The following is a 25,066-nucleotide window of genomic DNA, read 5'->3' as shown; positions in this document are numbered from 1 at the left end:
TAAGAACAGTTCGCATGCGAACTAAACACAGCTAAAGAAAGGTGACAATATGGAAAAGATAAACAAAAAAACTTTGATGATTATCATTGGTATTATTTTAATAATCCTTCTAGTAGTAATAGGGGTAAAGGCAATGGGAACAAAATCATCTGAGGCAAATCAGGATGTTTACAGTCAACAGCAGCCCGATGAACTTTCGTTTATTATGGCGGGAAAGGTGGAAGCCATAGAAAGTGCGGACGTGTCGGTAAAAACGCCGGGAAAAATTGCAGAGCTCAATGTGGATGTGGGGGATGCCGTACATAAAGGGGATGTCCTTGGCAGAATTGATATGAAAGAAATTCCGGCACAGGCCAATCAGGCGCAGTCTACTATAGATATAGCCAACGTGAATTTAACCAATGCCCAGAGCAATTATGACAGAACACTCCAGCTGTATCAATCCGGAGCGGTGGCCAAGGAAGCTCTGGAAAGTGCGGAAAAACAGCTCAATACAGCTTCGGCACAGGTAAGGCAGGCACAAGCCGGCTTAGAGATCATCAATGCCAACTCTTCGAACGGAGTCATTGTGGCTCCTGTTTCAGGAATCGTTGCGTCGAAAAACGTAAATGAAGGTGAGATGGCCGTGGCAGGCGCTCCTCTGATGAGCATCGTCAATCCGGATCAAACATATATCAGTGCATACCTGCCGGCACGGCTTTCCGATTCTGTCAAACAGGGACAGAAGGTGACCATCAAAATTTCCGAGCTTCAGGACAAATTGTTTGATGGGCAGATATCACTGGTGGATCCTGTCGTGGATTCACAAAATAAAAATATTCTTGTGAAGGTGAACATGCTGGAAAACGATCCTGCGGTGAAGGTGGGTATGTTTGCTGAAATTGCATTAAAGAAATAAGGCTGGTGAGGAAGATATGGAATCAAAAAGAAAAGTATTAATGCTGTCTGTTCTTGCCGTGATGCTGGTGGTCCTTGGAATAATAGGAGCGTATTATTGGTATCAGGGTAATTTTTTTGTGGCGACTGAAGATGCCAAGGTAGCAGGAGATATCGTCAAAGTTTCCCCGCAGATGACAGGGAAGCTTTTGGATCTTGATGTAGAGGAAGGTCAGAGTCTGGAGAAAGATCAGATCATAGGCAGACAGGAAATGGGAAGTTTGGCAGATGCCAATTTAGAGCAATCTGTTATCCGATCCCCTATCTCCGGATTTGTACTGAAAAAGCAGGTAACTCCGGGAGAACTGGTATCTACCGGCCAAACGCTCATTATGATGGTCGATCCGGATAAATTGTATATAAGTGCCAATATTGAAGAGACCAATCTGGCAGAACTGAAAATCGGTCAAAAGGTTGAAATAACAGTGGACGAATTCAGCGGACAGAAAATGTACGGAAGAGTTGCATCCATTGGAAAGGCTTCTAATTCTGCCTTTTCTCTGCTATCCGGGGCTACGAGCGGAACCTTTACAAAGGTGGTGCAGCGAGTGCCGGTAAAAATCGTATTTGAAAAAAATCAGAATCATGACGGACTTTTGCTTGGAACCAATGCCACAGTGAAGATTCATATCCGATAAGAGGTGGTTTTAAGTGAAAAAACATGATAATGCTTATAAATGGCTGGCATTGTTTGTCGTCTTGATCGGAACGTTCATGAGTGTTTTGAGCAGCAGCCTGATTAATCTGGCTCTGCCTAAAATGATGTCCGTCTTTGGTGTGACCTTATCCGGGATCACCTGGGTGGTTACGGCATATACGCTGGCTATGGGAGCTGTGGTTCCCCTGACCGGATTCTTAAGCGATACCATTGGAATCAAGAAGCTGTATATGATTGCTCTTTCTATGTTTACGCTGGGCTCAGCCCTGTCCGGCATGTCCTGGAGCCTTAGTGCAATGGTCATGTTCCGTGTGGTGCAGGCCATAGGCGGCGGATTGATGAGTCCGGTGGGCATGTCTATCGTTTATGCTATTTTCCCCGTTGAGGAACGGGGAAGAGCACTGGGGCTATGGGGAGTAGCGGCTTTGGCGGCTCCGGCTTTGGGGCCTACCTTGGGCGGATACATCCTTTCCCACTTGGACTGGCGGCTTCTTTTTTATATTAATGTTCCCATTGGGATTTTTGGTGTTATTTTTGCAGCCTTTCTGCTGAAAGAGACAGAGAAAAAGCCTTTTGAGGGAAATTTTGATATGATAGGATTTGTTACTTCGGTAATGGGTATTGTATGCACGTTATATGTGCTTGGAAAATGGTCCACCATTAATTGGCAGGAGGCCCATTATCCGATTTTGCTGACGATTGGTATCTTTAGCTTGATTTTATTTGTGGTGAATGAACTGACCCATACCAATCCGCTGCTGGATTTAAGAATTTTTAAGCTGTACGATTATGCCCTGAGCCAGATCATCAGCTGTGTTCTGGTACTGGCTTTAATGGGGGGAAGTTATATTCTTCCGTTATATCTGCAAAATGCAAAGGGCCTGTCAGCCATGCAGAGCGGTCTTATCATGCTACCGTCAGCTCTTTCGGCAGCCATAACAATGCCTATAAGCGGAGCTTTGTTTGATAAGTTCGGGGCAAAGGTCGTATCCATACCGGGATTGTTCATACTATTGTGGGGATCGTATCACCTGACTTATTTAAGTGCGGATACGGCCAATTCCACCATCATGCTCGTTTCCTTTATTCGAGGCTTCGGATTGGGACTGGCCATGATGCCGATCAATACGGTGGGCATGAATGCTGTTCCGCTGCATTTGACGGGCAGGGCTTCTGCTCTTACCAATACGGTCAAGAACATATTCAGTTCCATCAGTGTAACGATTGTGGCAACCCTTATGACCACAGCAACAAATAATAACTATGCCAGGTTATCAGAGGATATGACCTTGTCAAATCAAGCTGTTGCTGATACAATAAAACAAATGCAGGGACTTTACATGACATCGGGAATGTCCAGTGCGGATGCTCAGGCATCGGCCATGTCGTCTATTGCAGGCTTATTGCAAAAACAGGCGTATTTGGATGCTGTTAACTATACGATTGCATTTACAGTAATAGCCATATTAATAACGATCTTTCTGGCTTTTATGATGAAGGCCAGAAAACAGAAAGAGATCTATAAAGCGTAGGTGTCAGGAGGGCATCATGGAAACAAGCAAAAACTCAGAGAAGGTAAGGTTCAATTATGGGGAAAAGATGGTTCGGCTTTTGAAGACCGCTAAAAAGGAGCTGAATGACTATTCTTTTGAAAAGGCAAAGCAGTATGGGTTTACCGGTCCACAGTTGTTTTTGGTTTTGATTCTTGAGCAAGATCCGGGAATCAGCCTTCAAGAATTAAGTGAAAAATTGCGCTTGTCCAAGAGCACCGTATCCGGCATAGTGGATCGTCTGGTATGTCAGGGAGATGTGGTGCGGGAAATCCCTTCAGAAGACCGCAGGAGCGTGAAGCTGTTCCTGTCCTCTGATTTCTCTGAGAGATATGACCTGATGGAGATCAGAAGATCCTTTCTGACAGATCTGATAAAAGACGCATCCATTGAAGATTTGGATATTGCGATTGAAGGTCTTGAAAAAACATATGAAATTATTGAAAAGGCCAAAATAAAAGATACAAAAAGGTAAAAAAAGATCCCCCTTAGATGAGAATCTGCCCCATGTGGCAGCAGAGATGCATCCGAGGGGGATTTGTGGTACAATAACAAATGAAAATAAGTATGATATGGGAGATTAAAAATATGAGCAATTCAATTATCGATATAGCAAAGCAGGCGGAAGAATTATTGAGCACCTCCGAAATATGCCGGGAAGAACGGCTGCGGGTAAAGGGACTTCGCCATAAGCTGGAATCGCAGGACATAACTGTTTCCGTAATAGGTCAGTTCAAAAGAGGAAAGAGCACCCTTGTAAACGCAATTTTAGAAGAAAAGCTCTTACCTGTGGGAATTATTCCCGTTACCTCTGTGGTGACCAGAATACAGTACGGAGACCGGTCGGCGGCTGTACATTTTGACAATGGTGTAGTGAAGCCTATTGGGTTTGAAGAACTTTCGGAATATATCAATGAGCAGGAAAATCCGGGAAACAAGCTTTGTGTGTCCTCTGTGACCTTGCATACGCCGGTCTCTTTTTTGAAAAACGGTCTGACCTTTGTGGATACACCGGGAGTAGGCTCGGCGCATAAGCACAATTCGGATGCAGCCTACGCCTTTGTAAAGGAAAGCGATGCCGTGATTTTCATGCTTTCGGTGGACAGCCCGATCAATCAGATCGAAATTGATTTCCTGAGTAATGCCAAGGAGTACGCGGCTAAATTTTATTTTGCGGTAAATAAAATCGATTATGTAGAAGCGGAAGAACTTACGGCATATCTGGAGTATTGCCGTAAGCTGCTTTGCAGCTTAATGGAGGTGGAAAACATCCAGCTCTTTCCGGTAAGCGCCAAATACGGAAATGGATTGGAGGAGTTGAAAAGCAGGATTCAAACGGATTGCAAAACGTCCGTAAAAGAAATTTTGGAGGATTCCGTGGAGATGAAGCTGAAAGATATCCTGCAATCCGCTATGTCGAGGCTGGATCTCTATTGGAACGCATTAAAGATGCCTATCGGAAGGCTGGACAGCTGCTTTGAACAAATGAAACAATTCCTGTCGGAGCTGAAATGCAAAAGTCAAAAAATTGCGGCGGAGCTGGATCAGGAGGAGAATAACGATAAATATTTTGAAATCTCCAATCGTCTGGAGCTGGAATTGAACCAGATGCGAAAGGAGCTGTCCGCCTCTGTTTCGGAGCTGTTTGGAATGGAATATCATTATGAATTGACAGAACTGAATATAACAGAGAATTATAGATTTGACAATTCGCAGGACAGTATAGAAAATTTAAAAAATAAATTTTTAAGCCGGACAAAACAGCTTTGCGATGAATTGGATCATACATTAAATCTGATTCTTTTATATCGAGAAAAAAATACGATTACCGTGGCGAGAAGAATTGATGATCTAAATAAATTGAACCGACAGCTGAGAAAGCTGCAATCACTATTACACTGAGATAATCATAGAAACAGAGAATGGACAAGCACATGAAAAATTCCTTTGTAAAAAGAACAATTTTAACCGTATTGATTATTAGTATCATACCTTTTGCTATTTTTACGGCTATTCTGATTCATACCGTACAGTCTTTTGAGGGAGAAAGGCTGGAAGACAGTTTGAATATGGTCATTTCTGAGAAGGTGCAGACGATGAAAAAAGATCTGCAAAAAGTGGAGGGAGATGTGTATAATCTCGCTCAGTGGGCGCAGTCCACAGAAGCGTATGAGGTAGATCCGTCCAAGCTCTCCAAAGACTATAAAAGAAATGAAAAAAATGTTCTTGAGGCACCGGGAAAGAAAACGAGTACGTATCTTCCAAACAACATAGCGTTGGATCGGGATATTGCCAGAGAAATTATGCAGACGGAAGCCGTTGTGCCGGCTATGAAGAGCATGGTGAATAATAATGAAGAATTGGCTTATGTGTATATCGTTACAAGCAGGGGGTTCATGCGGGTCTACCCCTATCTGGATAACGCTATTTTTGCACCGGATCACGACCAGCGGATTGATCCGTTCTACACCATTGCAAATCAAAAACCGAAAGGCTCCGGTGCGGGTTGGACAAAGCCCTATTATGATTACGGCGGAAATGGATGGATCGTAACCTGTTCCCAGTCGTATTATAAAAATGACGGGACAACAGGCGGAGTGGTATGTGCCGATGTTATCCTCAATAAGCTGGTTCAGTCTATTGTGGATTTTCGCATAGGAGACAGCGGATTTGCTTTTGTTATAGACGAAAACGGCGGTGTTATTTATCATCCGGACATGCAGGACATTAAAGGCAAAATGGGAGCGACCTTTCAGACAAAGTATGCGGAGAACTATAAGAAAAGTCCTGTAAGGACTCATATTTTGAAAGAAATGCAGAAAAACCCTTCCGGACTGATAAACTTTACGGAGGATGGAAGGAAAAAGGCTGTTGTCTTTGAAAAGCTGGATACGATAGACTGGATCATCGGTATTGAGATCGACAAGGAGGAATATTCCGTGGGCAGAGAATATTTGACCATCGGTGTATGGGCCGCCATATTGATTCTGTTTCTGCTGATGATCGTCCTTGGGTCCGTTTTATCCAGGCGCATTAGTGCGCCTATCTTACAGCTGACGGAGGATGTTAAAAAAATGGATGAAGGAAATCTGGTTCCGCTGCCTGTAAACACGGAAGATGAAATCGGTATGCTTGCCGAAGCCTTTAACCATATGAGTGAAAAAATCAGCGAATATACGGGGGAATTGATTTACAGTAAAAATCAATTGGAATCTGTTTTTAATAGTATAGATGATACCATGATGATTCTGGATCGGGACTATCAGATTAAGAAAATTAACAAGGAAAGGGTGGAACAACCGGGGAACGAGCCTTGCTATAAGTCGGTCAGAGGTCTGGAAGTGCCTTGTAAAAATTGTCCGGTAGCGGAAACCATAGAGCATCTTTATCAACATAAGGCGGAAGTGGTATGTAACCGAGATATTTTTCAGGTAGCCAGCTATCCTGTCCTGGATGAGTGGGATCAGCTGAAAGCAGTCGTGGTGTTTGAAAAAAGTGTGACCAATGAAAAAATTATGGAGAAAGAACTTTTCCAGACGGAAAAAATGGCGGTAATCGGACAGATGGTAGCCGGCGTTACCCATGAATTAAAGACGCCGCTTTCTGTGATAAAGGGTGCTTCTTTTTTATTGAAAAACGGCATAAAGGGAGAAGAGCAGGCAGAAGTGATCTGTGAAATCGATGCCAATATTACCAGAGCCGAAAGAATTGTATATAATATGCTGGAGTTTTCTAAATCCTCCTGGGGAGAAAGCCAGGTGCACAACAGCAGAAAGCTGATCGATCAGATCTATATGCTGGTAAGGCAGGAGTGCGTAAGAAAAGGAATTAACGTCGATATAAATATAGAGGAAGATCCCGTTACGATTTTTGGCAACGGAGACTCTTTTAAAAATATTTTCCTGAACATCATCACGAACGCTATGGAAGCCATGGAAGAAGGCGGAAACCTGACCATTACAGCGTACTATATCGGAGACAACAGGACGTGCCTTTGTTTTAAGAACACGGGAGACCGGATTCCGGAAGAGAATCTTGGTAAAATATTTGAACCTTTTTTTACCACAAAGGAAAAAGGAACCGGGCTTGGACTGTGGCTGGTCTATAAAGAAATCATGAGGAATAAGGGGAGCATAAAGGTGAAAAATAAGCTGGACGGTGTGGAAGTAGAAATTATTCTACCGGCAAAGCCTTTAGAGGTAAAAGAAGGATAAAGGGATTTATATGTATAAAATATTAATGATAGACGACGATAAAAGCTTTTTAAATATTTATTCAAGGATTATTGCAAGCAATGGATATTATGTTCAGGCGAAGACGAACATACGGGAAGCCATGGAGCTGTTGGATAAGGAGAATTTTAACATTGTCATTCTGGATGTGGTGATGCCGGAAATGAATGGGGTGGATCTTTTAAAAAAAATAAAGGAAAAAAATTCAGAACAGCTGGTCATGATGCTGACAGGAGAGGGCTCCATTGCCGGGGCTGTAGAATCTATGGAAAACGGTGCGTATACCTATATGATAAAGCCCTTTGAAATCGATCAGCTGATTTTAAACATCAAAAAGGCAGAAGAGTTTTTGAAGCTGAATGACGAAAACGTCAAGCTCCGCACCCAGCTGAACGATATGACCCGAAATATGGAGGTGGTGGGCAGCTCGGAGGCCATGAACTCCTTGAAAGATCAGATAAGCCAGATCGCACCCACTAATTCAAGCGTACTTATTACCGGAGAAAGCGGTACAGGAAAAGAGATTGTTGCGAATTTACTGCATTATAACAGTGAGCGCAGGGATGGTCCTTTAATCAAGGTGAATTGCTCGGCCTTGGCCAAAAATATATTGGAAAGTGAATTATTTGGTCACGAAAAGGGTGCTTTTACGGGCGCGATAGCCACTAAAAAAGGACGTTTTGAAATGGCCACCGGAGGAACCCTGTTTCTGGATGAGATCGGGGACATGCCTTATCCGCTTCAGAGCAAGCTTTTGCGTGTACTGCAAGAAAAGGAAATTGAGCGGGTCGGCGGAACGAAAACGATAAAGGTTGATTTCAGGCTGATTTGTGCTACGAATAAAGACCTGCGGAAAGAGATTGAGAAGGGACATTTCCGGGAGGATCTGTATTTTAGAATCAATGTAGTACCGTTGGTAACAACGCCATTAAGGGAAAGGAAGGACGATATTATCCCTCTGATGGAATACTATCTGGATTATTATGCCAATGAAATGAGCAAGAGCCGGGTCAAAATAACCGGGCAGGCAAAGCGGGTGCTGCTGTCGTATTCATGGCGGGGAAACGTGAGGGAGCTGAAAAATATGGCTGAAAGATTAATTGTATTTTCCAGTGGAGCGGATATTCAGGAAGCAATGCTTCCCAAAGAAATCAGACAGCCGATTCGCACGGACGAAGAGGAAAACGGATCTTTAAAAAATACGAACCTTCGCATGGCAAGAGAGCAGTTTGAAAAACAGTTTATTACGGAAACGCTGATAAAGAATAACGGAAACATAACGGCAACGGCGAAGGAGCTGGAAATCGCGAGAAAAAATCTGCAAGCCAAGATGAAGCATCTAGAGATAGACAGGACAGCTGTCAAGCAGGAGACAGAACAGATATGAGATGCAACTGATACGTAAAGGTAGCAGTTGGGTATAAAAAGGTAGCGGTTTAGGCGGGCTGAACTCCTTTCAAGTAAGAAAAATGAAGAGAAGTGAATATGGCATCAATCTTGCTATTTACTATGGTGTAAATTTTTTCACTATTATTTTTATTTTTTTATGAAGAAAGGAGAATTTTCATGAGTGAGCAGATAACGAATGCAGATTCCGGTCAGCACCTTAAACGGGTGCTTAAACTGAAAGACCTGGCTATTTATGGAATTGCATTTATGACGCCGATTGCACCGGCCTATATTTATGGGAGTGCATCCGCAACGACCGGAGGTACGCTGGCGATGTCCTATTTGATAGCCATGGTCGCCATGCTTTTTACCGCCGCCAGTTATGGCAGAATGGCCGGAGCTTTTCCTGTGGCCGGATCCACTTATTCTTATACCCAAAAGGGTATTAACCATCATCTGGGATTCTTTGCGGGGTGGGCAATTTATCTGGATTATGTACTCGTACCGTTAATTGTGTTTATTACGGGAGCCCTCTATGCCAATGCGGCAGTACCGGAGGTCCCTTATTTCGTATGGGTGCTGATCATAGCGGGGGTCGTAACTGTTGTGAACTGCGTGGGCGTGCAGATGGCAGCCAAGACCAATTTGGTACTGGTAGCTGTAATGGGCGCGATCGTCATGATGTTCATCGTCGTATGCGCAAAAGCGGTTCTCGGCGGTGCAGGAGAGGGAACCCTGATTTCCTCCAGACCTTTTTTTAATCCGGGTGTGACCAATGTGAATGTACTGGTTGCCGGCAGTGCTTTAGCCTGCTTTTCTTTTCTTGGATTTGATTCCATTACCACCATGGCGGAAGAAGCCGTACACCCGAAAAAGGATATCGGGCGGGCTGCAATTATTGCCTGCGTTGCGGGAGGACTTATATTTGTGGTACAGGCCTATGTAGCTCAGCTGGTATGGCCGGATTATACAACCTTTGGCAGTGCGGATACAGCCTTGTTTGAAGTGGCTCAGCTGGCAGGGGGGACGGTCATGTCCGGACTTTATACCTTTGCAGTTATTTTATCTACCTTTACAGCCGGGATCGCAGGACAGTCCAGCGCAGCGAGACTGATGTACGGAATGGGACGGGATGAAGTCCTTCCAAAGAAGTTCTTCACCTATTTGCATCCAAAATTCCAGACCCCTGTATTAAATATTCTTATCATGTGTGTGATCGGTATCGCAGGCTCTCTGCTTTTAAATCTGACCTTGGTGTGTGAATTGATGAATTTCGGCGGATTGTTTGGCTTTATGTGCGTCAATCTGTCTGTAATCGTTTATTTCTTCTTCCGTCAGAAAGAAAGAAATGTGGTCAAGTATTTGATTTTACCTGCACTGGGCTTCATCATCTGTTTCTATTTGTGGCTGCACCTGTCCAAGCTATCCTTTATCGTAGGATTCAGCTGGCTGCTAATTGGATTGATATTTGCCGCGGTTTCAACAAAAGGCTTTAAAATCAAGCCTAAAATCTATGAAGAATAAACCAATAAAATAAATTGAAAAAGGAACAAAATAAGGAGGACAAAAATGAAACCTAATCCTAAATATGTATCTTATTATTATGAAACCATGACGGAATGGCCGGATCTCGTAGTTGATCCTAAAAAAACGGCTCTCTTGATCGTAGATATGCAGAAAGAATTTGTTTCAAGGGAAATCGGCGAATCCATTACCTTTAAAGAAATGGGTGAATGGGAAAGATGGCTGCCGTTCCATGACCGACTGGATGACATAGTTATTCCCAACAATGTTAAATTATTGGAATATTTCAGATCGAAGGAGCTGGCCGTTACCTTTGGGCGTATTGCCTGCCTGAGACCGGACGGAGAGGATCGCACACCCGTACAGAAAACCGACGGCTGGAATGGAATTTTTCTCTATGTGAACACGGAAGAAGCCGACATGATTAATGAATTGAAACCGCTGCCAAGCGAAATCGTAGTAAATAAAACTACAGACAGCGTGGTAGCCGGGACAAACTATTCCAGACTGATTCGGAATATGGGAATTGATACCGTAGTAGTGACCGGTATTGTTACGGATCAGTGCGTCGCAGGAACGGTAAGAGGCCTTGCCGATGACGGATTTAAGGTCATCTGTGTGGAAGATGCCTGTGCCGCCTCTTGCATGGAGCTTCACGATGCGGAGCTTAAAATTATGAATAATTTATATTGCAATGTATTGAGCACAGAAGAAACGATTGCTGTTTTAGAAGGGAAATTGAAATAGAGGATAACAGCAGAAATTTTTAGGCCTTGAGAAGAAGACCGAATGATGCGGTTGACAGAAACCCCTTTTGTTAGATAAGAAATCTAATAAAAGGGGTTTTCGTTGTATTGGACAGTCTTCTATCTAAAAACTTACGACAGCTTTAGATAAAATTAAGATAAACGTAAGAATTGATAAATATTGGCTTAAGAATTGAGCGTTATAGTAATAAAAAGAATAAAAAATACTGGGAAAGAGTTTTAAGAGGGGGAAAATGACAAAATGAATATACTTGAACAGGTAAAACAGTACGCATGCACAAAACCTCTTGCAAAGGCCATGATTTCAGACGGGGAAGAAATCACGTATCAGCAGCTCGATCTGTTCTCCGATTATCTGGCAGCTTATTTAGATCAGACTTGCGGGGAGAACAGGGATCCGATCGTTGTCTACGGACATAAATCGGTGTATATGCTTGTCTGTATGCTGGCTTGTGTAAAATCAGGCAGGGCTTACTGCCCGATCGATGTATCAGTTCCGGAGCTGCGTACACGGCAGATACTGAACCGGATTGGTGCTCCTGTGATACTGGCTACGGAAGAGCTGAACGGGGATTTCCAACAGGTCATTAAAAAAGAGGAAATCAAGAGGATTATTGCGTTGCAGTCGGAGAGCATTTCACCGGAAAAATGGGTGAAGGATCAACAAGTCTTTTATATTATTTTTACTTCCGGCAGTACGGGCGAGCCGAAAGGGGTACAGATTACGGCGGATTGTTTGAACCACTATCTGGAATGGTCTGTTACGCTTGGCAGTGAGCAGAGGGAGAAGACTGGAAAGCGTTTTCTGAATCAGGCTCCCTTTTCCTTTGATCTATCCGTCATGGATGTATATACCTGTCTGGCCGGCGGAGGAACCCTGTGGGCCTTGTCCAGAGAGGTGCAGCAGGACTATAAAAGGCTAATGCAAGCGTTAGGAAGTTCGCAGGTGAGCATATGGGTCTCTACGCCTTCCTTTGCGGAAATCTGCCTGTCTGACAAACAGTTCGGCGAACATCTGATGCCCGAACTGGAACTTTTTTTATTTTGCGGAGAAACCTTAACGAAAGCTGCGGCCGCAAAGCTTAGGGAGAGGTTCCCTCGTGCTCAGATCATCAATACATATGGGCCGACGGAGTCAACGGTTGCAGTTACCGGCACCGTCATCACCCAGAAGGATCAGGCGGCGGACCGTTCCCTTCCTGTGGGAAGAGTAAAACCCGGAACTTTTATCGAGATCAGAGATGAAGAGGGGGGGCTGCTGAAAGATGGAGAAAAGGGTGAAATTATTATTCTTGGAAATACGGTAAGCTCCGGATATTACAAATCACCGGAGCTGAATCAGAAGTTCTTTTTTGAAGCTGAAAGAAACGGGCAGAAGGTAAGGGGATACCATACGGGAGATGAGGGATATCTAAGGGACGGAATGCTCTATTATTGCGGCAGGCTGGACTTACAGATCAAGCTGCACGGCTATCGGATCGAGGTGGAAGATATTGAAAAGAATCTTCTAAAGCTAAAAGAGATTGATAAAGCGGTGGTCCTGCCCAACGTAAAAGAAGGAAAAACAAAGAGCTTATCTGCTTATGTGATATACCGAGGAAAAATAACGGAACCGTTTGATACGGCTCTCATTTTAAAGAAAAAACTGAAAGAATTTCTTCCGGATTATATGATTCCTAAAAAGTTTATTTTTGTAGAAGAATTTCCTCTTACCGGTAATGGTAAGATAGACAGGAAGCTCTTGGGGAGGTTGGCAAAGTGACGCTGTATGGAGGCTATCTGTTCTATATCTGCCTGATCTTTGCCCTGCTTCCGGCAATCGCTCTTGGCGTTCTGCAAAAACCCCTAAGATTTTATACCTTAGGTATATCCATAGGCTTTATTTGTATGGTCTTAGCAGACGACATTCAGCAATTTTTATGCTTTATCGGATTCTTTTTAGCTGAATTAGCCCTTATAAAAGGATACCAACGCATAAGAATACGATACGGGCGTAATGAAAAGCTTTATTACGGTGCCGTACTGCTGAGTATATTGCCGCTTGTTTTAAATAAATGTTCTCCAATTTTTGATTGGAATATCATGGGGATCTTGGGCATTTCCTATTTGACCTTCCGAACGGTGCAAATGATCATAGAGATGTATGACGGCATTATTACGGAGGTGCCTGTCTTGGAATATTCGGGGTTTATCCTGTTTTTCCCGGCGTTGAGCTGCGGGCCTATCGACAGGAGCAGGCGATTTCACGAGGACTGGGTCAAGGTCTATGGCCGGGAAGAATATTTGGAAATGGCCGGAACCGGTATTTATAAAATTTTACTTGGTCTGATCTACAAATTGATACTGGCCGTACAATTTTATAAATGGATGGGTTTCTTTGATGGGAGTCAGTGGTACTGCGCAATCGGGTACGCCTATTTGTATGGCTTTTACCTGTTCTTTGATTTTGCGGGATACAGTTTAATGGCTGTGGGAACCAGCTATATTTTGGGCATACGGACGCCGGATAATTTTAGAAAGCCCTTTGCGGCAAAGGATATGAGAGATTTTTGGGATCGCTGGCATATCACATTATCCTATTGGTTCAGAGATTTTATCTTTTCCCGTTTTATCATGAAATGTGTAAAGAAAAAATGGTTTCATACCAGACTGCAAAGAGCGTCCGCAGGCTTTATGGTAAACATGTTCATTATGGGTATGTGGCATGGGCTTACGCCGTCTTACCTGCTGTACGGTCTTTATCACGGAATGCTGCTGGCATTGACGGAGATCTATCAGAAAAAATCATCATTCTATAAGAAAAATAAAGATAAAAGGGCTTACAAGTTGGCGTCTTGGTTTGTAACGCTGCAGCTTGTGATGTTTGGATTTTTGATCTTCTCAGGGAGATTATTGGAACTATTAAATGTAGGGGGACACTAAAATGAAAGAAAAAATTTTGAATATGTTAGCAGAAATATGTGAGGATGATATCGTAAAAGAAAATCTGGAGATCGATTTATTGAAGACAGACTTGCTGGATTCTTTAGGGTTTGCAGAGCTGCTGGCTCTGGTAGAGGAGGAATTTGGCATTGTGCTGTCCCCTTCTGAATTTCAGAGAGAAGACTTGAGCACACCGGCGAAAATCATTGGGATCATTCAGGCAAGAGGATAGGAACGTGAGCAAGATAAAAGCTTTTGTGATGGCACTTCTGCTGTTTTCCTTTACTGTGTATGGATTGCATATATACAGCGTTCAGGCAATAGCACTGGATAACAATGCCTTCAGCACATGGCCCAATAAAGCAAAATTTAATTCGCCGGAGGCCATCCGAGCCAATTTAAATAAGCATTCCATAGTGGTTTTCGGGTCTTCGGAGTTTGAACACGGACAAAAAACCATCTATCATCCTAAGGCGATGTTCAGGGATTTTGAGTTTAATCCCATGCTGATCGGAGCAGGATATTATCAGTGTTTAGAACATGCTATTACTCTGGCGGCCGTTGGGGACAGCGTGGAGACCAAGAAGGTCGTACTACTGCTGTCCCCTTCCTGGTTCAGAAAAGAAGGAGTGATAGACACGGCTTTTGCCTCCCGATTCTCCGAAGGCAGTTACATTGAAATGCTCCAAAACGGTAATCTGTCACCGGAAACGAAGCGATACATTGAAAACAGAACAAACCACCTGCTTCAAGTGGATCCAGCTACACTGAAACGGGTTCATATATATGACCGGGTTCTCACGGAGGATAAGAATTCCTTAATGGATGGGGTGAGCTACCGCGTCTATGAAAATTATTTGAGGGAAAAAGACCGGCAGAGCGTAATCCTGCAGGCGAAGCTCTTTCATTTGGAATCCGATCAAAATAAAGGAAATGAAGATAAAGAGATTGACTGGAGTGCCTATATGAACCGGGCAGAAGCACAAGGAGAAAAGGAAAATCAAAATCCGTTCTATATGAGCCCTAAAGGATTTACAAGGGCAGAGTATAAGCTGCACGGCAGAGCTGTCCCGGAGAAGAGAAAGGTAAGAAACTGCTATACTGTTTCTCCCGAATACGATGATTTCAAATGCTTCTTGGATATTTGCAGGCAGCTTCACATAGAACCTTTGGTCGTGGCTCTCCCTGTCAATGGATATTATTACGATTATACAGGATTTCCCGCTGACACCAGAACAAAATATTATGAGAATATAAGAGCCCTCACAAAGGAATATGGGGTTCAGCTGATAGATTTGTCAAATGAAGAATTTACAAAGTATTTTTTCGAGGATGGCATACACCTTGGAGGAAAGGGATGGGTTACGGTCAATGAAGCACTTTACAACTTTTATGATGAAAATAAAAAGCAGCCGGAAATGTAGGACAGCCGGCTGGGTGGTCACTTTTTATCTGCTGTTGATGGTGATCTACTTATATCTGATCAATGCCAATTTATCTACGGCACCGGTATATGTGTATTCACAATTTTAAGAAGAACCATTTTAAAGCGGTCAGTTCCTGAACTTATTAAGTTTAGAAACTGACCGCTTTTTTATTCAATAGGAAAATCGTTTCCATTGGATAAAAAGGGAGTGTAGGAGGAGTACCCCTCGCCGATAAGGGGGTTATTAATTATTAAGTTCTGATTCAACCGGCGCAATTTTATGCCTTTTATAGAACCATGAACCCAGAAAAGCAGTAATAGGAATAATCAGAACACAGCCTACACCGCTCAGTGCAATCGATATAAATTCCTGACAGAACTCCTTGGAATTTATCATTTGTACAAAGGTAGAGTCGTCTACAAATTGTATGAATAAGGTCAGGTACTCGGCAATGTATATGAAGAACAGCGTATGAACGGTAGAACTCAATATATCTCTTCCGATATGAATACCGGATTCAAAAATCTTTTCCTTTGACAGATCCGGATTGTTCAGATGGATTTCATAAAGGGCGGAAGCCACGGCAAGGGCCGTATCAATGATCGCACCGATAAAGACCATCAGAATAACGGAGATCTGAATATACATCATATTTCTGCTGATGTTGCGGGAATAGCCGTTGGAATCCTGAATGGAAAGCTGATCCTGAGGGAAACCCTGAATATTGGACATGGAAACAATTTTAAATATCAACAGAAAAAGAATGGCAATCACAATGAGGACAGAGATAAACGCCACTTTTGTTTTGATGTTGATATCGTTTTGGTAAAAAAGGGTGATGAGACTGATGACAACACAGGAGATCACTGTGGATATCAGCGGATTCAGCCCCATATTGATGGCAAAGATCGTACACAAAAGTATGAAACAGTTAAACGATAAGGTGACCAGAGATTTTGCGGTCTTGTCACCTCCCACCAAAAGCATTAAAACAATAAGGATAAGAACTAATACAATCAGCATGTTGAATCTCTCCTCCCGTATACCAGATAAACCGCCAAAATTGAAACAGGTATAGCGGCGACAATTCCGATACTTCCGGTCAAGAACCGGCAAACTTCAAAAAATACATTATATCGAATGACTGTCATAAACTTTATTTCGTTCTGTATGGATAAAATGAACAGGGGAATACAGGAGGATACATTCGTAAAAAACACGGTGTTGATCATCGTTCCCGTAATATCCTCACTGACCTCTCTGCAAGAGGAAATCAGGGCTTTTTTTGTTATAAAAGGATCCTTTCTCAAAAGCTCCGACGCACAGGAGGTAATGGTCACCGAAATATCTATAATGGCCCCCACACAGCCCATCAGGATTTCTGAGAGGAAGAGCATGTCCGCATCGGAACGCTCGTAGGGATGAATCAAATATTCTAAAAATTCATAGTCGATATCCGGTGTAAACCGCATGACCACAAACGACAGTGCCGTCACAAAAAATATAGACGCCAAGGTGGCACAGAGCGCGATAACGGTGGTTCGGCTTCTTCCGTTGATAAGAAACAGCACAATGCTTGAAAACAGTACGGACATAATGGAGGAAAGAAGTAAAATATTCAGTCCGTTATAGTGCAGAAGGAGCATTGCGTAGAATAAAATAATGTTTACGGAAAGGCACAAAATCGTGAAAAAGCCCTGCAGACCCCCTACCATAATGAGCAGATCCACCAGAATCAAAACCACTGCCGCTACATAATAATCCCGTTTGACTCCTGAAATATTGGCGGTCAGATCCTTGTCACCTTCGGTAAGGTTCTCAATAAAAAGAGATGTTCCCGAAGAATATTTATTGTCGTACACCAGGGATTCTCCATATGTGTTTTGGAGATGTACCAGCTGCCCCTTGTGGGGACCGTTCTTTACAATGGCTTGAATCTGCTGTTTATAATAGTTTTCCGTATTTCCTTTTGTGGAATTTTTGCTGTCTAAAAAGGTGTTCTGCACCGTTGTTACTTTTGCAATCGTAGAATCGTATAAACTATAATTGTTATAGATTAGAAAAAAAAGCAGTAAACTGAGCAGCACAACGGCAGAGCCCTTGATAATCGTTGTTTTTTTCATATGAAATTCATTTTTATACATGTTGTCTAAACCCTCACCCTAAAAAGATATACAAATTATATATCTCTCGGATGAAGATGTCAAAAATCTTTAATCCATTGACACTGGAGTCTATTTAAAGTAAAATGTATGTAACAATTGGGTTAAACGTTTAACCGAAAAGGAAACTGCTATGAAGAAAAGCATTACAATAAAAGAAATCGCAGAAGAAGCGCAAGTTTCCATTGCTACGGTTTCTATGGTTCTAAATAAAAAGGATAAAAAAATCAGCGAAGCAACGAGAAAAAAAATTCATGCTATCGCACAAAAATATAATTATACGCCGAACACCATGGCGAGAAGCCTCATTACACGGCAGACCCGCACCATCGGACTGATCATACCGGATATTGTGAATCCGTTCTTCCCTGAGATCGCAAGGGGAGTAGAGGATAAAGCCAGTGAATTTGGATATAGCGTCATATACTGCAATACAGATGACAAAATCAAGAGAGAAGATAAATATATCAACGTATTGACAGAAAAAATGGTGGATGGCATTATTTTTGCGCATTCTTCGGACAGACAACTGGGCTTTGACAGCCTGGACAAGTGCAAGGTTCCCATCCTGCTTATAGACCGGGACTATGAAAACCGAAATGTGATAGGCAGAGTGGTAGTGGATAACAGAGAAGGGGCTTACATGGCTACATCTTATCTGCTGGACAGGGGATACCGAAAAATAGCCTATATTGCCGGCTCCATTACGACCACTACTGCCCGGGGAAGACTGGAGGGGTACAATCAGGCCCTTGCCGAAAGAGAAATTCCTGTCAATGAGCATTACATAAAGGTCGGGGAGTATAAACTGCAATGGGGTGTAGAGGCGGCTGATCAGCTGCTTCATGAGAAAGAGCCCATCGATGCGATTTTCTGCGGAAACGATTTAATTGCCATCGGTGCGATCCGAAAGCTAAAGGAATGCGGTCTACGTGTACCCGAAGATATAGGTATTGTAGGTTTTGATGACATCTATCTGGCCAGCTTGGTGGAGCCGCCGCTTACCACCATAAAACAGCCGAACTATGAAATGGGCTATAAGGCTGCGGAATTATTGATTAAAAACATAGAAAAGCTTCGGCAGGATAAAATAAAACACGAAAATAACAGCGTATTGGTTGAAAAAAACACCGTGTTCCTTCCAACCGAATTGATTGTCCGCCGATCGGCGAAATAATTTAAAAGAGGTGCAATAAAATGAAAAAAACTTCCTTACTGCATTCTGAAATATCGTACTGTATTTCAAAGCTTGGGCACAAGGATCGTTTGCTTATAGGCGATGCGGGCCTGCCGGTTCCGGACGGAGTAAAGCGCATAGATCTGGCCGTATCGGAAGGAATTCCTTCCTTTATGTCTGTGCTGGGGGCGGTTCTGTCCGAACAGAAAGTAGAAAAGGTTATTTTGGCAGAAGAAATTAAAACAGCCAGCAGAGAGCTTCACAATGAGATTTTATCTCTGCTCCGCCAATCAGAGAGCAGGCTTGAGGTGGAATATATGCCTCATGAAGAGTTCAAAAAGAATACGGAAACCTGTAAATGTGCCATAAGGACGGGAGAATTTACGTCCTTCGCAAACATTATTCTGATTTCAGGCGTGGTTTTCTAAGGAGGATATCAATGCAGAAAAAGATTGTGACCATGAAAGGGATCACCAAGGAATTCTCCGGTGTTACTGTGTTAAATCAAGTGGATTTTAACATTTATGAGGGTCGGATCATGGCACTTTTGGGTGAAAACGGAGCGGGCAAATCTACTCTGATGAAAATCCTGACCGGTGTGTATGAAAAGACTGCAGGGGAAATCTATTTAAACGATCAGCCGGCAGAGTTTAAAAACACAAAGGAATCTCAGGAAAACGGCATAGCGATCATCCATCAGGAATTAAATCTGATAGGGGATTTATCCATAGGTGAAAATATATTTTTAGGCCGGGAACCGGTCAATAAACTGGGTAAAATAGATTGGAAAAGGTTGTACAAGGAGTCCGAAAAATGGATTTCCATGCTGGGCCTTTCCGAAAATCCAAAAGAGCTTGTAAACAATATCAGTGTGGGGAAACAACAGCTGGTGGAAATAGCGAAAGCTTTGTCCTTAGATGCAAAAATTATCATTATGGATGAACCCACCGGAGCTTTGACTATTTCGGAGACAGAAAAGCTTTTCAGTGTCATCCGAAAGCTCAAAGAGCAGAATCACAGCATGGTCTACATTTCTCATAGGTTGGAAGAAATCTTTAAGATCTGCGATGACATAACGGTCCTGCGAGATGGTGAACGGATCGGAGAGGTTCCGGTATCAGAGGTCACTGAAGATAAGCTGATCGAAATGATGGTGGGAAGACGATTGGAAGAGCAGTATCCAAAAGCGGATTCTGAGATTGGTGAAGTGATTTTTGAAGTGAAAAATTTGACCAACAGTTTTGTGCAGGAGGCTTCTTTTACGCTGAGGAAGGGCGAAACACTGGGAATCGCGGGCCTGATGGGTTCCAGCAGAACGGAACTGGCCAGAACCATTTACGGAATTTATAAGATGGATCGGGGAGAAATCTTCATCCACGGGAAAAAGGTTCATATAAACAGCCCCAGAGATGCTATTAAAGCGGGAATTACTTATGTATCCGAGGACAGGAAAACCAACGGAATCGTTTTAGGCATGAACGTGGGGGAGAACATTACCCTGACTTCTTTAAAGAGCATATGCGGAAGATTTGGGCACGTTTATAAGTCAAAAGAAGAAGAGGTCAGTCAGGAATATATTAAAAATTTATCCATAAAGACCAGCGGAACAAAGCAGCTGGTTAAATATTTGAGCGGCGGAAACCAGCAGAAGGTGTCCATTGCGAAAAATCTATTTGCGGAGCCCAGCATTCTCATTTTGGATGAACCCACAAGGGGCGTTGATGTAGGGGCTAAGAAAGAAATATATAATTTGATCAATAAATTTAAAAAAGCAGGTGTAAGCATTATTATGATTTCTTCAGAAATACCGGAGATACTGGGGATGAGCGACAGAGTTCTGGTGATGCATGAAGGATGTATAAGCGGTATTTTAGACACGGAACAGGCTGATCAGGAAGGTATCATGAGTCTGGCTGTAGGGAAGGGTGTGTAATAAAATTGAAATGGACGTCTAACAGAAGTATAAAGGATGTGGTACAAAAAAATAAGCCGTTGATCGTACTGCTGATCTTATGTATTGCTATGGCATTTTTAAGCGATAGTTTCTTTACCTGGAGGAATTTTCTTACTGTGCTCAGGCAGACCTCTATCAACGCAGTTATAGCAACGGGCATGACTTTTGCCATTCTGATCGGAGGCATTGATCTTTCCGTGGGCTCCGTATTGGCGATTTGCGGTGCCATTGCCGCCAATTTGATCGCCTCCGGTGTGGATATGATCTTAACGATACTTATTACGTTATTTTTAGGGCTGGCCATAGGCATCGTAAATGGCCTGCTGATAAGCAAGGGAAGACTGCAGCCGTTTATCGCGACCCTGGGTACGATGACACTGCTGCGGGGCTGTACATTAGTTTATACACAGGGAAAGCCTATTGGCACCGGCGGCGGAGCAGACAGTCTCCTGTTCGGGAAGATCGGGTCGGGATACATTTTTGCACTGCCCGTTCCCGTTTATATCATGATTATCGTATTTATCGCCGCATACTATATTTTAAAGCATCTGCGAATGGGAAGATATATCTACGCCCTCGGGTCTAATGAAGAGGCAACGGTTTATTCAGGGATTAAAACGGATAAAGTGAAGATCTTTGTATATGGAGCCTCCGGGCTTCTGGCTTCTTTGGCCGGAATTATCGTAACAGCCAGACTGGGTTCAGCTCAGCCGAATGCCGGGTCCGGATATGAACTGGATGCCATTGCTGCTGTCGTTCTCGGCGGAACCAGTATGTCGGGCGGCATAGGCTCTATTGGGGGCACGGCTATAGGTGCATTGATTATCGGTATTTTGAATAATGCCTTGAATTTATTGCAGGTTCCTTCCTACTATCAGAATGTGGCAAAGGGCGCGGTCATTCTGTTTGCTGTTCTGCTGGACAGAAAACAAAAAGCTGCCAGATAACTGTTTTGTTGTTATTTAATCGATGGGCGATTAAATATATATTGTGTTAATTGTTAATTTAGGAGGATGAAACATGAAAAAGATTTTAGTGGTTTTGCTGGTGCTTGTTTTGGCACTGGGAATGTTCGGATGCGGCAGCAAAGATGCAGCCTCAGATGACAAGGAAGATACAAAAGCAACAATTGGGCTGATTGTATCCACCCTGAACAATCCTTTCTTTGTAGACCTTAGAGATGGTGCACAGGCAAAAGCAGATGAACTGGGAGCTGAATTGATTGTTCTGGATTCACAGGATGACTCCGCAACAGAGCTTTCAAACATGGAAGACTTAATCACAAAGGGCGTAGACCTGATCTTGATCAATCCTACGGATTCAGAAGCAGTAGGAAGTGCTGTAACTGCAGCTAATGATGCCGGCATTCCGGTCATCACGCTGGACAGATCAGCCAATACGGGAGACGTTGTCTGCCATATCGCTTCCGATAACGTGGCCGGCGGTAAGCTTGCCGGAGAATTTATTATCGATAAGCTCGGCGGAAAAGGCAAAGTCGTAGAATTGGAAGGTGTTCCGGGTGCTTCTGCAGCGATTGACAGGGGCAAAGGCTTCAATGAAGCCATTGCTAAAAGTGATATTGAAGTAGTTGCAAAGCAGACGGCTAATTTTAACAGAGCAGAAGGTCTGTCCGTAATGGAAAACATTTTACAGGCACAGCCGGAAATTAATGCAGTATTCGCTCATAATGATGAAATGGCACTGGGAGCATTGGAAGCAATCAAAGCGTCCAAGAGAGACATCATGGTGGTTGGATTCGATGCTACGGACGATGCGGTAAAAGCCGTTAAAGCCGGTGAAATGGCGGCTACTGTGCAGCAGCTGCCGAAAGAAATCGGAGCTGCCGGTGTAGATGCAGCCATGAAGGTGATCGCCGGAGAAAAAGTGGATAAATCCATTCCGGTAGATCTTTCCCTGGTAACCGAATAAGAGCCGGGGAAGAATCAGCATAAACACGACATAAAACAGGTCAAAAGCCGTCGGGGCATATCGAATCAGATATTCTCCGATGGCTTTTTATATAAAAGGATAAGCGGTAAAGCCACTTTTTTAAGTAAAAAACTGGACTCTTGGGAATACACTGTAGTATAATAAAGTTTAGACTATGCATTTTTTTAAGAGAGGATGTTATAAAATTGAAAGATCAATTTAAGCAAAATGTTCAGGATATAGTGGAAGATATTACCACAAATTATTTAACAGAAGAATTATTTTTAGCAAAGGATTCTATGAGACTGCCCGATAGAAGCATCATTATTCAATTAATAAAAGAGCTCCGAACGATTATGTTTCCCGGGTATTTTGGAACGGATAGGCTGGACTGCACCTTGGCTCCGTATTTCATAGGGCAGAGGCTGACCAATGTCTTTGACCAGCTTTCCACGCAGATTGAGCTGGCTCTCGCATATCAGAATAACCAGCAGAGTTCGGAAACAGCGGATCAGGCAGAAACCATAACCGTTGAATTCCTGAAACAGCTGTCCAAGATCCAGAAAATCCTTCTGACGGATATACAGGCGGCGTATGACGGAGACCCTGCGGCCGGAAGCAAGGAGCAGATCATATTTTCTTATCCGGGTCTGTATGCGATTTTTGTTTATCGGATGGCACATGAGCTGTATATCAGAGAAGTGCCTTTTATTCCGAGAATTATGACCGAATATGCACACAGCCGTACGGGTATTGATATCAATGCGGGAGCATGTATCGGAAAGTATTTCTTTATAGATCACGGTACCGGAGTAGTCATTGGGGAGACGACCATTATTGGCGATAATGTAAAGCTGTTCCAAGGGGTGACAATTGGGGCGCTATCCACACGGGGCGGTCAGGCTCTGGCGGGAATCAAGAGGCATCCTACCATTGAGGATAATGTAACGATTTATTCCGGGGCTTCCATTTTAGGCGGGAGCACAGTAATCGGCCACGACTGCGTGATTGGCGGAAGTGCCTTTATTACGGAATCCATAGCACCGCATACAAAGGTCAGCATGAAAAATCCGGAATTATGCATGATTGGCGACGGCTGTGAAGTGTAGCCTGCCATAAAATAAAAGACGAACTGAAAAGAACCTGATTCTCATGCCGCTTTTACTGCGTGAAAATCAGGTTCTTGTTATTTTATCATACATTTATAGTATTTATTACTCAAAAATCTCCATTGGGATTTCGCTGTCCGCATCGATAGATTTTACGATATGCAGATCCGCAGTTTTAGCAAGGTCAAATTCTGTCCCCATATCGCTTCTCTTGGAGGAAAGAATTCGTACCACCGGGTCGAGCATGCACCCCGGGGTATTTTTTATAACAAGTGCAATAGAGTCATCTGTCAATTTGACCATGGTTCCTACCGGATAAACAGAAATCGTTTTAAAGAAAGCGTTCAGAATGTCCGGATCGAAATGGGTTCCCGAATTGCTGGCCATAAAATCCAAGGCGTCTTTTGTCTGCCATGCGGGTCGATAGGAACGGGCTGTGGTCAATGCGTCATAAACATCCGCAATGGCCAGTATCCTGCCGCACAGTGGAATATTTGCTCCGGAAAGACCGTTTGGATAACCGGTTCCGTCATACTTCTCATGGTGGCTTGCAATGCCGTCTAAAACAGTCAGTGAGATTTTCATGGAACTTTTCAGCTTGTTCACAGCCAGAGTCGGGTGCTTTTTCATCACAGCAAACTCTTCCGTAGTCAACGAAGAAGGTTTGTTCACAATGCCGATAGGAACCTCCAGCTTACCAAAGTCGTGCATTAGACCGGCTGAGGTAAGTTCTTGAAGGGATACCCGGCTGTACCCGAGCTGTATGCCGATCAGGGTAGCCAGACTGGCAACATTAATGCTGTGGGAATATGTATAATTATCAAAGGTCTTTATTTCGACCATGTTTAATATATATTCATCCTTTGAAAGGATATGATCCATCAAAGAGCTGGAAACATCGATCAACGTATTGGCCATACTCGAAGTGATGGCTGACTTGGATACAAAATTTCTGCATACACTCTTTAAGTCCGCCGTGATTTTCTGCTTTAAAGCAGGGTCAACAAAACCTTGAGCAACAATATCCTCGCTGTATTTTGTTTTGATGTATATTCCGGGGACATTCATAGCCCTTAGCTTTCTGATGTAACGTATCGTTAATTTTTGATCGGTAAGCAGAAGCGGAATAACCGACACGTCATTCATAACAGCTTGACCAACGATCATGCCCGGCTTAAGCTGATTTGTTTGTACAAAAATCATCTGGAACCTTCCTTGCTAAAAGTCTTGAAGTTCATTGCATTTTACGAAATATTCTAATAACTTCCTAAAATAACAAAGCTAAGCTATATATTACCACATATTATCAAAATTTGCAAATAAAGATCGG

22 protein-coding genes are annotated in these 25,066 nt (G+C 43.1%); 19 read left to right on the top strand and 3 right to left on the bottom strand.

Annotated features, from left to right (window positions below; all coding sequences use genetic code 11):
• The first annotated feature begins 49 nt into the window (after positions 1-49).
• The 13 genes from EQM06_RS09220 (at position 50) to dltD (ending at position 15,402) form a co-directional block, all read left to right on the top strand.
• Entirely contained in the window at positions 50-898 is an 849-nt protein-coding gene (locus tag EQM06_RS09220) for an efflux RND transporter periplasmic adaptor subunit (protein ID WP_128746135.1), read from the top strand.
• A 16-nt stretch (positions 899-914) separates the two neighbouring features.
• Complete coding sequence (locus EQM06_RS09215) at positions 915-1,574, top strand: efflux RND transporter periplasmic adaptor subunit (protein WP_128746133.1); 660 nt, start codon at positions 915-917, stop codon at positions 1,572-1,574.
• Positions 1,575-1,587: 13 nt separating this feature from the next.
• A complete protein-coding gene (locus tag EQM06_RS09210) occupies positions 1,588-3,126 on the top strand; it encodes a DHA2 family efflux MFS transporter permease subunit (protein ID WP_128746131.1) in 1,539 nt (512 codons plus the stop codon).
• Positions 3,127-3,142: 16 nt separating this feature from the next.
• Positions 3,143-3,619 (top strand): MarR family winged helix-turn-helix transcriptional regulator, encoded by a 477-nt coding sequence (locus tag EQM06_RS09205; protein WP_230974949.1) that lies wholly within the window; start codon positions 3,143-3,145, stop codon positions 3,617-3,619.
• 113 nt (positions 3,620-3,732) lie between these two features.
• Positions 3,733-5,046: a dynamin family protein gene (locus EQM06_RS09200; protein ID WP_164914415.1), complete on the top strand. Its 1,314-nt coding sequence runs from the start codon at positions 3,733-3,735 to the stop codon at positions 5,044-5,046.
• 32 nt (positions 5,047-5,078) lie between these two features.
• On the top strand, positions 5,079-7,358 hold the full coding sequence (locus EQM06_RS09195) for a sensor histidine kinase (RefSeq protein ID WP_164914414.1): 2,280 nt from the start codon (positions 5,079-5,081) through the stop codon (positions 7,356-7,358).
• A 10-nt stretch (positions 7,359-7,368) separates the two neighbouring features.
• Positions 7,369-8,763: a sigma-54-dependent transcriptional regulator gene (locus EQM06_RS09190; protein ID WP_128746125.1), complete on the top strand. Its 1,395-nt coding sequence runs from the start codon at positions 7,369-7,371 to the stop codon at positions 8,761-8,763.
• A gap of 179 nt (positions 8,764-8,942) precedes the next feature.
• Complete coding sequence (locus tag EQM06_RS09185; protein WP_128746124.1) at positions 8,943-10,289, top strand: APC family permease; 1,347 nt, start codon at positions 8,943-8,945, stop codon at positions 10,287-10,289.
• Between the two features lie 45 nt (positions 10,290-10,334).
• On the top strand, positions 10,335-11,036 hold the full coding sequence (locus EQM06_RS09180) for a cysteine hydrolase family protein (RefSeq protein ID WP_128746122.1): 702 nt from the start codon (positions 10,335-10,337) through the stop codon (positions 11,034-11,036).
• 261 nt (positions 11,037-11,297) lie between these two features.
• Positions 11,298-12,818: a D-alanine--poly(phosphoribitol) ligase subunit DltA gene (gene dltA / locus EQM06_RS09175; protein ID WP_128746120.1), complete on the top strand. Its 1,521-nt coding sequence runs from the start codon at positions 11,298-11,300 to the stop codon at positions 12,816-12,818.
• On the top strand, positions 12,815-13,978 hold the full coding sequence (gene dltB / locus EQM06_RS09170) for a D-alanyl-lipoteichoic acid biosynthesis protein DltB (RefSeq protein ID WP_128746118.1): 1,164 nt from the start codon (positions 12,815-12,817) through the stop codon (positions 13,976-13,978). The genes dltA and dltB overlap by 4 nt, the downstream gene beginning before the upstream one ends.
• 1 nt (position 13,979) lies before the next feature.
• Positions 13,980-14,210 carry a D-alanine--poly(phosphoribitol) ligase subunit DltC gene (gene dltC / locus EQM06_RS09165; protein WP_128746116.1) on the top strand — a complete coding sequence of 77 codons (231 nt, stop codon included), beginning with the start codon at positions 13,980-13,982 and terminating at the stop codon, positions 14,208-14,210.
• A gap of 4 nt (positions 14,211-14,214) precedes the next feature.
• Positions 14,215-15,402, top strand: a complete 1,188-nt coding sequence (gene dltD / locus EQM06_RS09160; protein WP_128746114.1) for a D-alanyl-lipoteichoic acid biosynthesis protein DltD — start codon at positions 14,215-14,217, stop codon at positions 15,400-15,402.
• Between the two features lie 246 nt (positions 15,403-15,648).
• On the opposite strand, the gene EQM06_RS09155 is transcribed toward dltD, so the two are convergent.
• The gene (locus EQM06_RS09155; RefSeq protein ID WP_128746112.1) at positions 15,649-16,428 is read right to left on the bottom strand and encodes a YibE/F family protein; all 780 of its coding nucleotides are present in this window, start codon (positions 16,426-16,428) and stop codon (positions 15,649-15,651) included.
• Positions 16,422-17,549, bottom strand: a complete 1,128-nt coding sequence (locus EQM06_RS09150; protein ID WP_128746110.1) for a YibE/F family protein — start codon at positions 17,547-17,549, stop codon at positions 16,422-16,424. The genes EQM06_RS09155 and EQM06_RS09150 overlap by 7 nt, the downstream gene beginning before the upstream one ends.
• Before the next feature lie 151 nt (positions 17,550-17,700).
• Here EQM06_RS09150 and EQM06_RS09145 point away from each other — a divergent pair, with 151 nt between their 5' ends.
• From EQM06_RS09145 to epsC, 6 genes are all read left to right on the top strand, one after another.
• Entirely contained in the window at positions 17,701-18,744 is a 1,044-nt protein-coding gene (locus tag EQM06_RS09145) for a LacI family DNA-binding transcriptional regulator (protein ID WP_128746108.1), read from the top strand.
• 20 nt (positions 18,745-18,764) lie between these two features.
• On the top strand, positions 18,765-19,172 hold the full coding sequence (rbsD, locus tag EQM06_RS09140) for a D-ribose pyranase (protein WP_128746106.1): 408 nt from the start codon (positions 18,765-18,767) through the stop codon (positions 19,170-19,172).
• 11 nt (positions 19,173-19,183) lie between these two features.
• Positions 19,184-20,677, top strand: a complete 1,494-nt coding sequence (locus EQM06_RS09135; RefSeq protein WP_128746104.1) for a sugar ABC transporter ATP-binding protein — start codon at positions 19,184-19,186, stop codon at positions 20,675-20,677.
• Positions 20,678-20,682: 5 nt separating this feature from the next.
• A complete protein-coding gene (gene rbsC, locus EQM06_RS09130; RefSeq protein WP_330548320.1) occupies positions 20,683-21,645 on the top strand; it encodes a ribose ABC transporter permease in 963 nt (320 codons plus the stop codon).
• A gap of 73 nt (positions 21,646-21,718) precedes the next feature.
• The gene (gene rbsB / locus EQM06_RS09125; protein WP_128746102.1) at positions 21,719-22,627 is read left to right on the top strand and encodes a ribose ABC transporter substrate-binding protein RbsB; all 909 of its coding nucleotides are present in this window, start codon (positions 21,719-21,721) and stop codon (positions 22,625-22,627) included.
• Positions 22,628-22,833: 206 nt separating this feature from the next.
• A complete protein-coding gene (gene epsC / locus EQM06_RS09120) occupies positions 22,834-23,736 on the top strand; it encodes a serine O-acetyltransferase EpsC (RefSeq protein WP_230974948.1) in 903 nt (300 codons plus the stop codon).
• A 105-nt stretch (positions 23,737-23,841) separates the two neighbouring features.
• Here the strand turns inward: epsC and EQM06_RS09115 are convergent, their stop codons facing one another.
• Positions 23,842-24,939: an HD-GYP domain-containing protein gene (locus tag EQM06_RS09115; protein WP_128746100.1), complete on the bottom strand. Its 1,098-nt coding sequence runs from the start codon at positions 24,937-24,939 to the stop codon at positions 23,842-23,844.
• Positions 24,940-25,066: the final 127 nt, after the last annotated feature.

The organism is Aminipila luticellarii (assembly GCF_004103735.1).
GTDB lineage: Bacteria > Bacillota > Clostridia > Peptostreptococcales > Anaerovoracaceae > Aminipila > Aminipila luticellarii.
The sequence above is the reverse complement of the archived record's forward strand: the minus strand, read 5'-3'. Positions and strand labels throughout refer to the sequence as shown.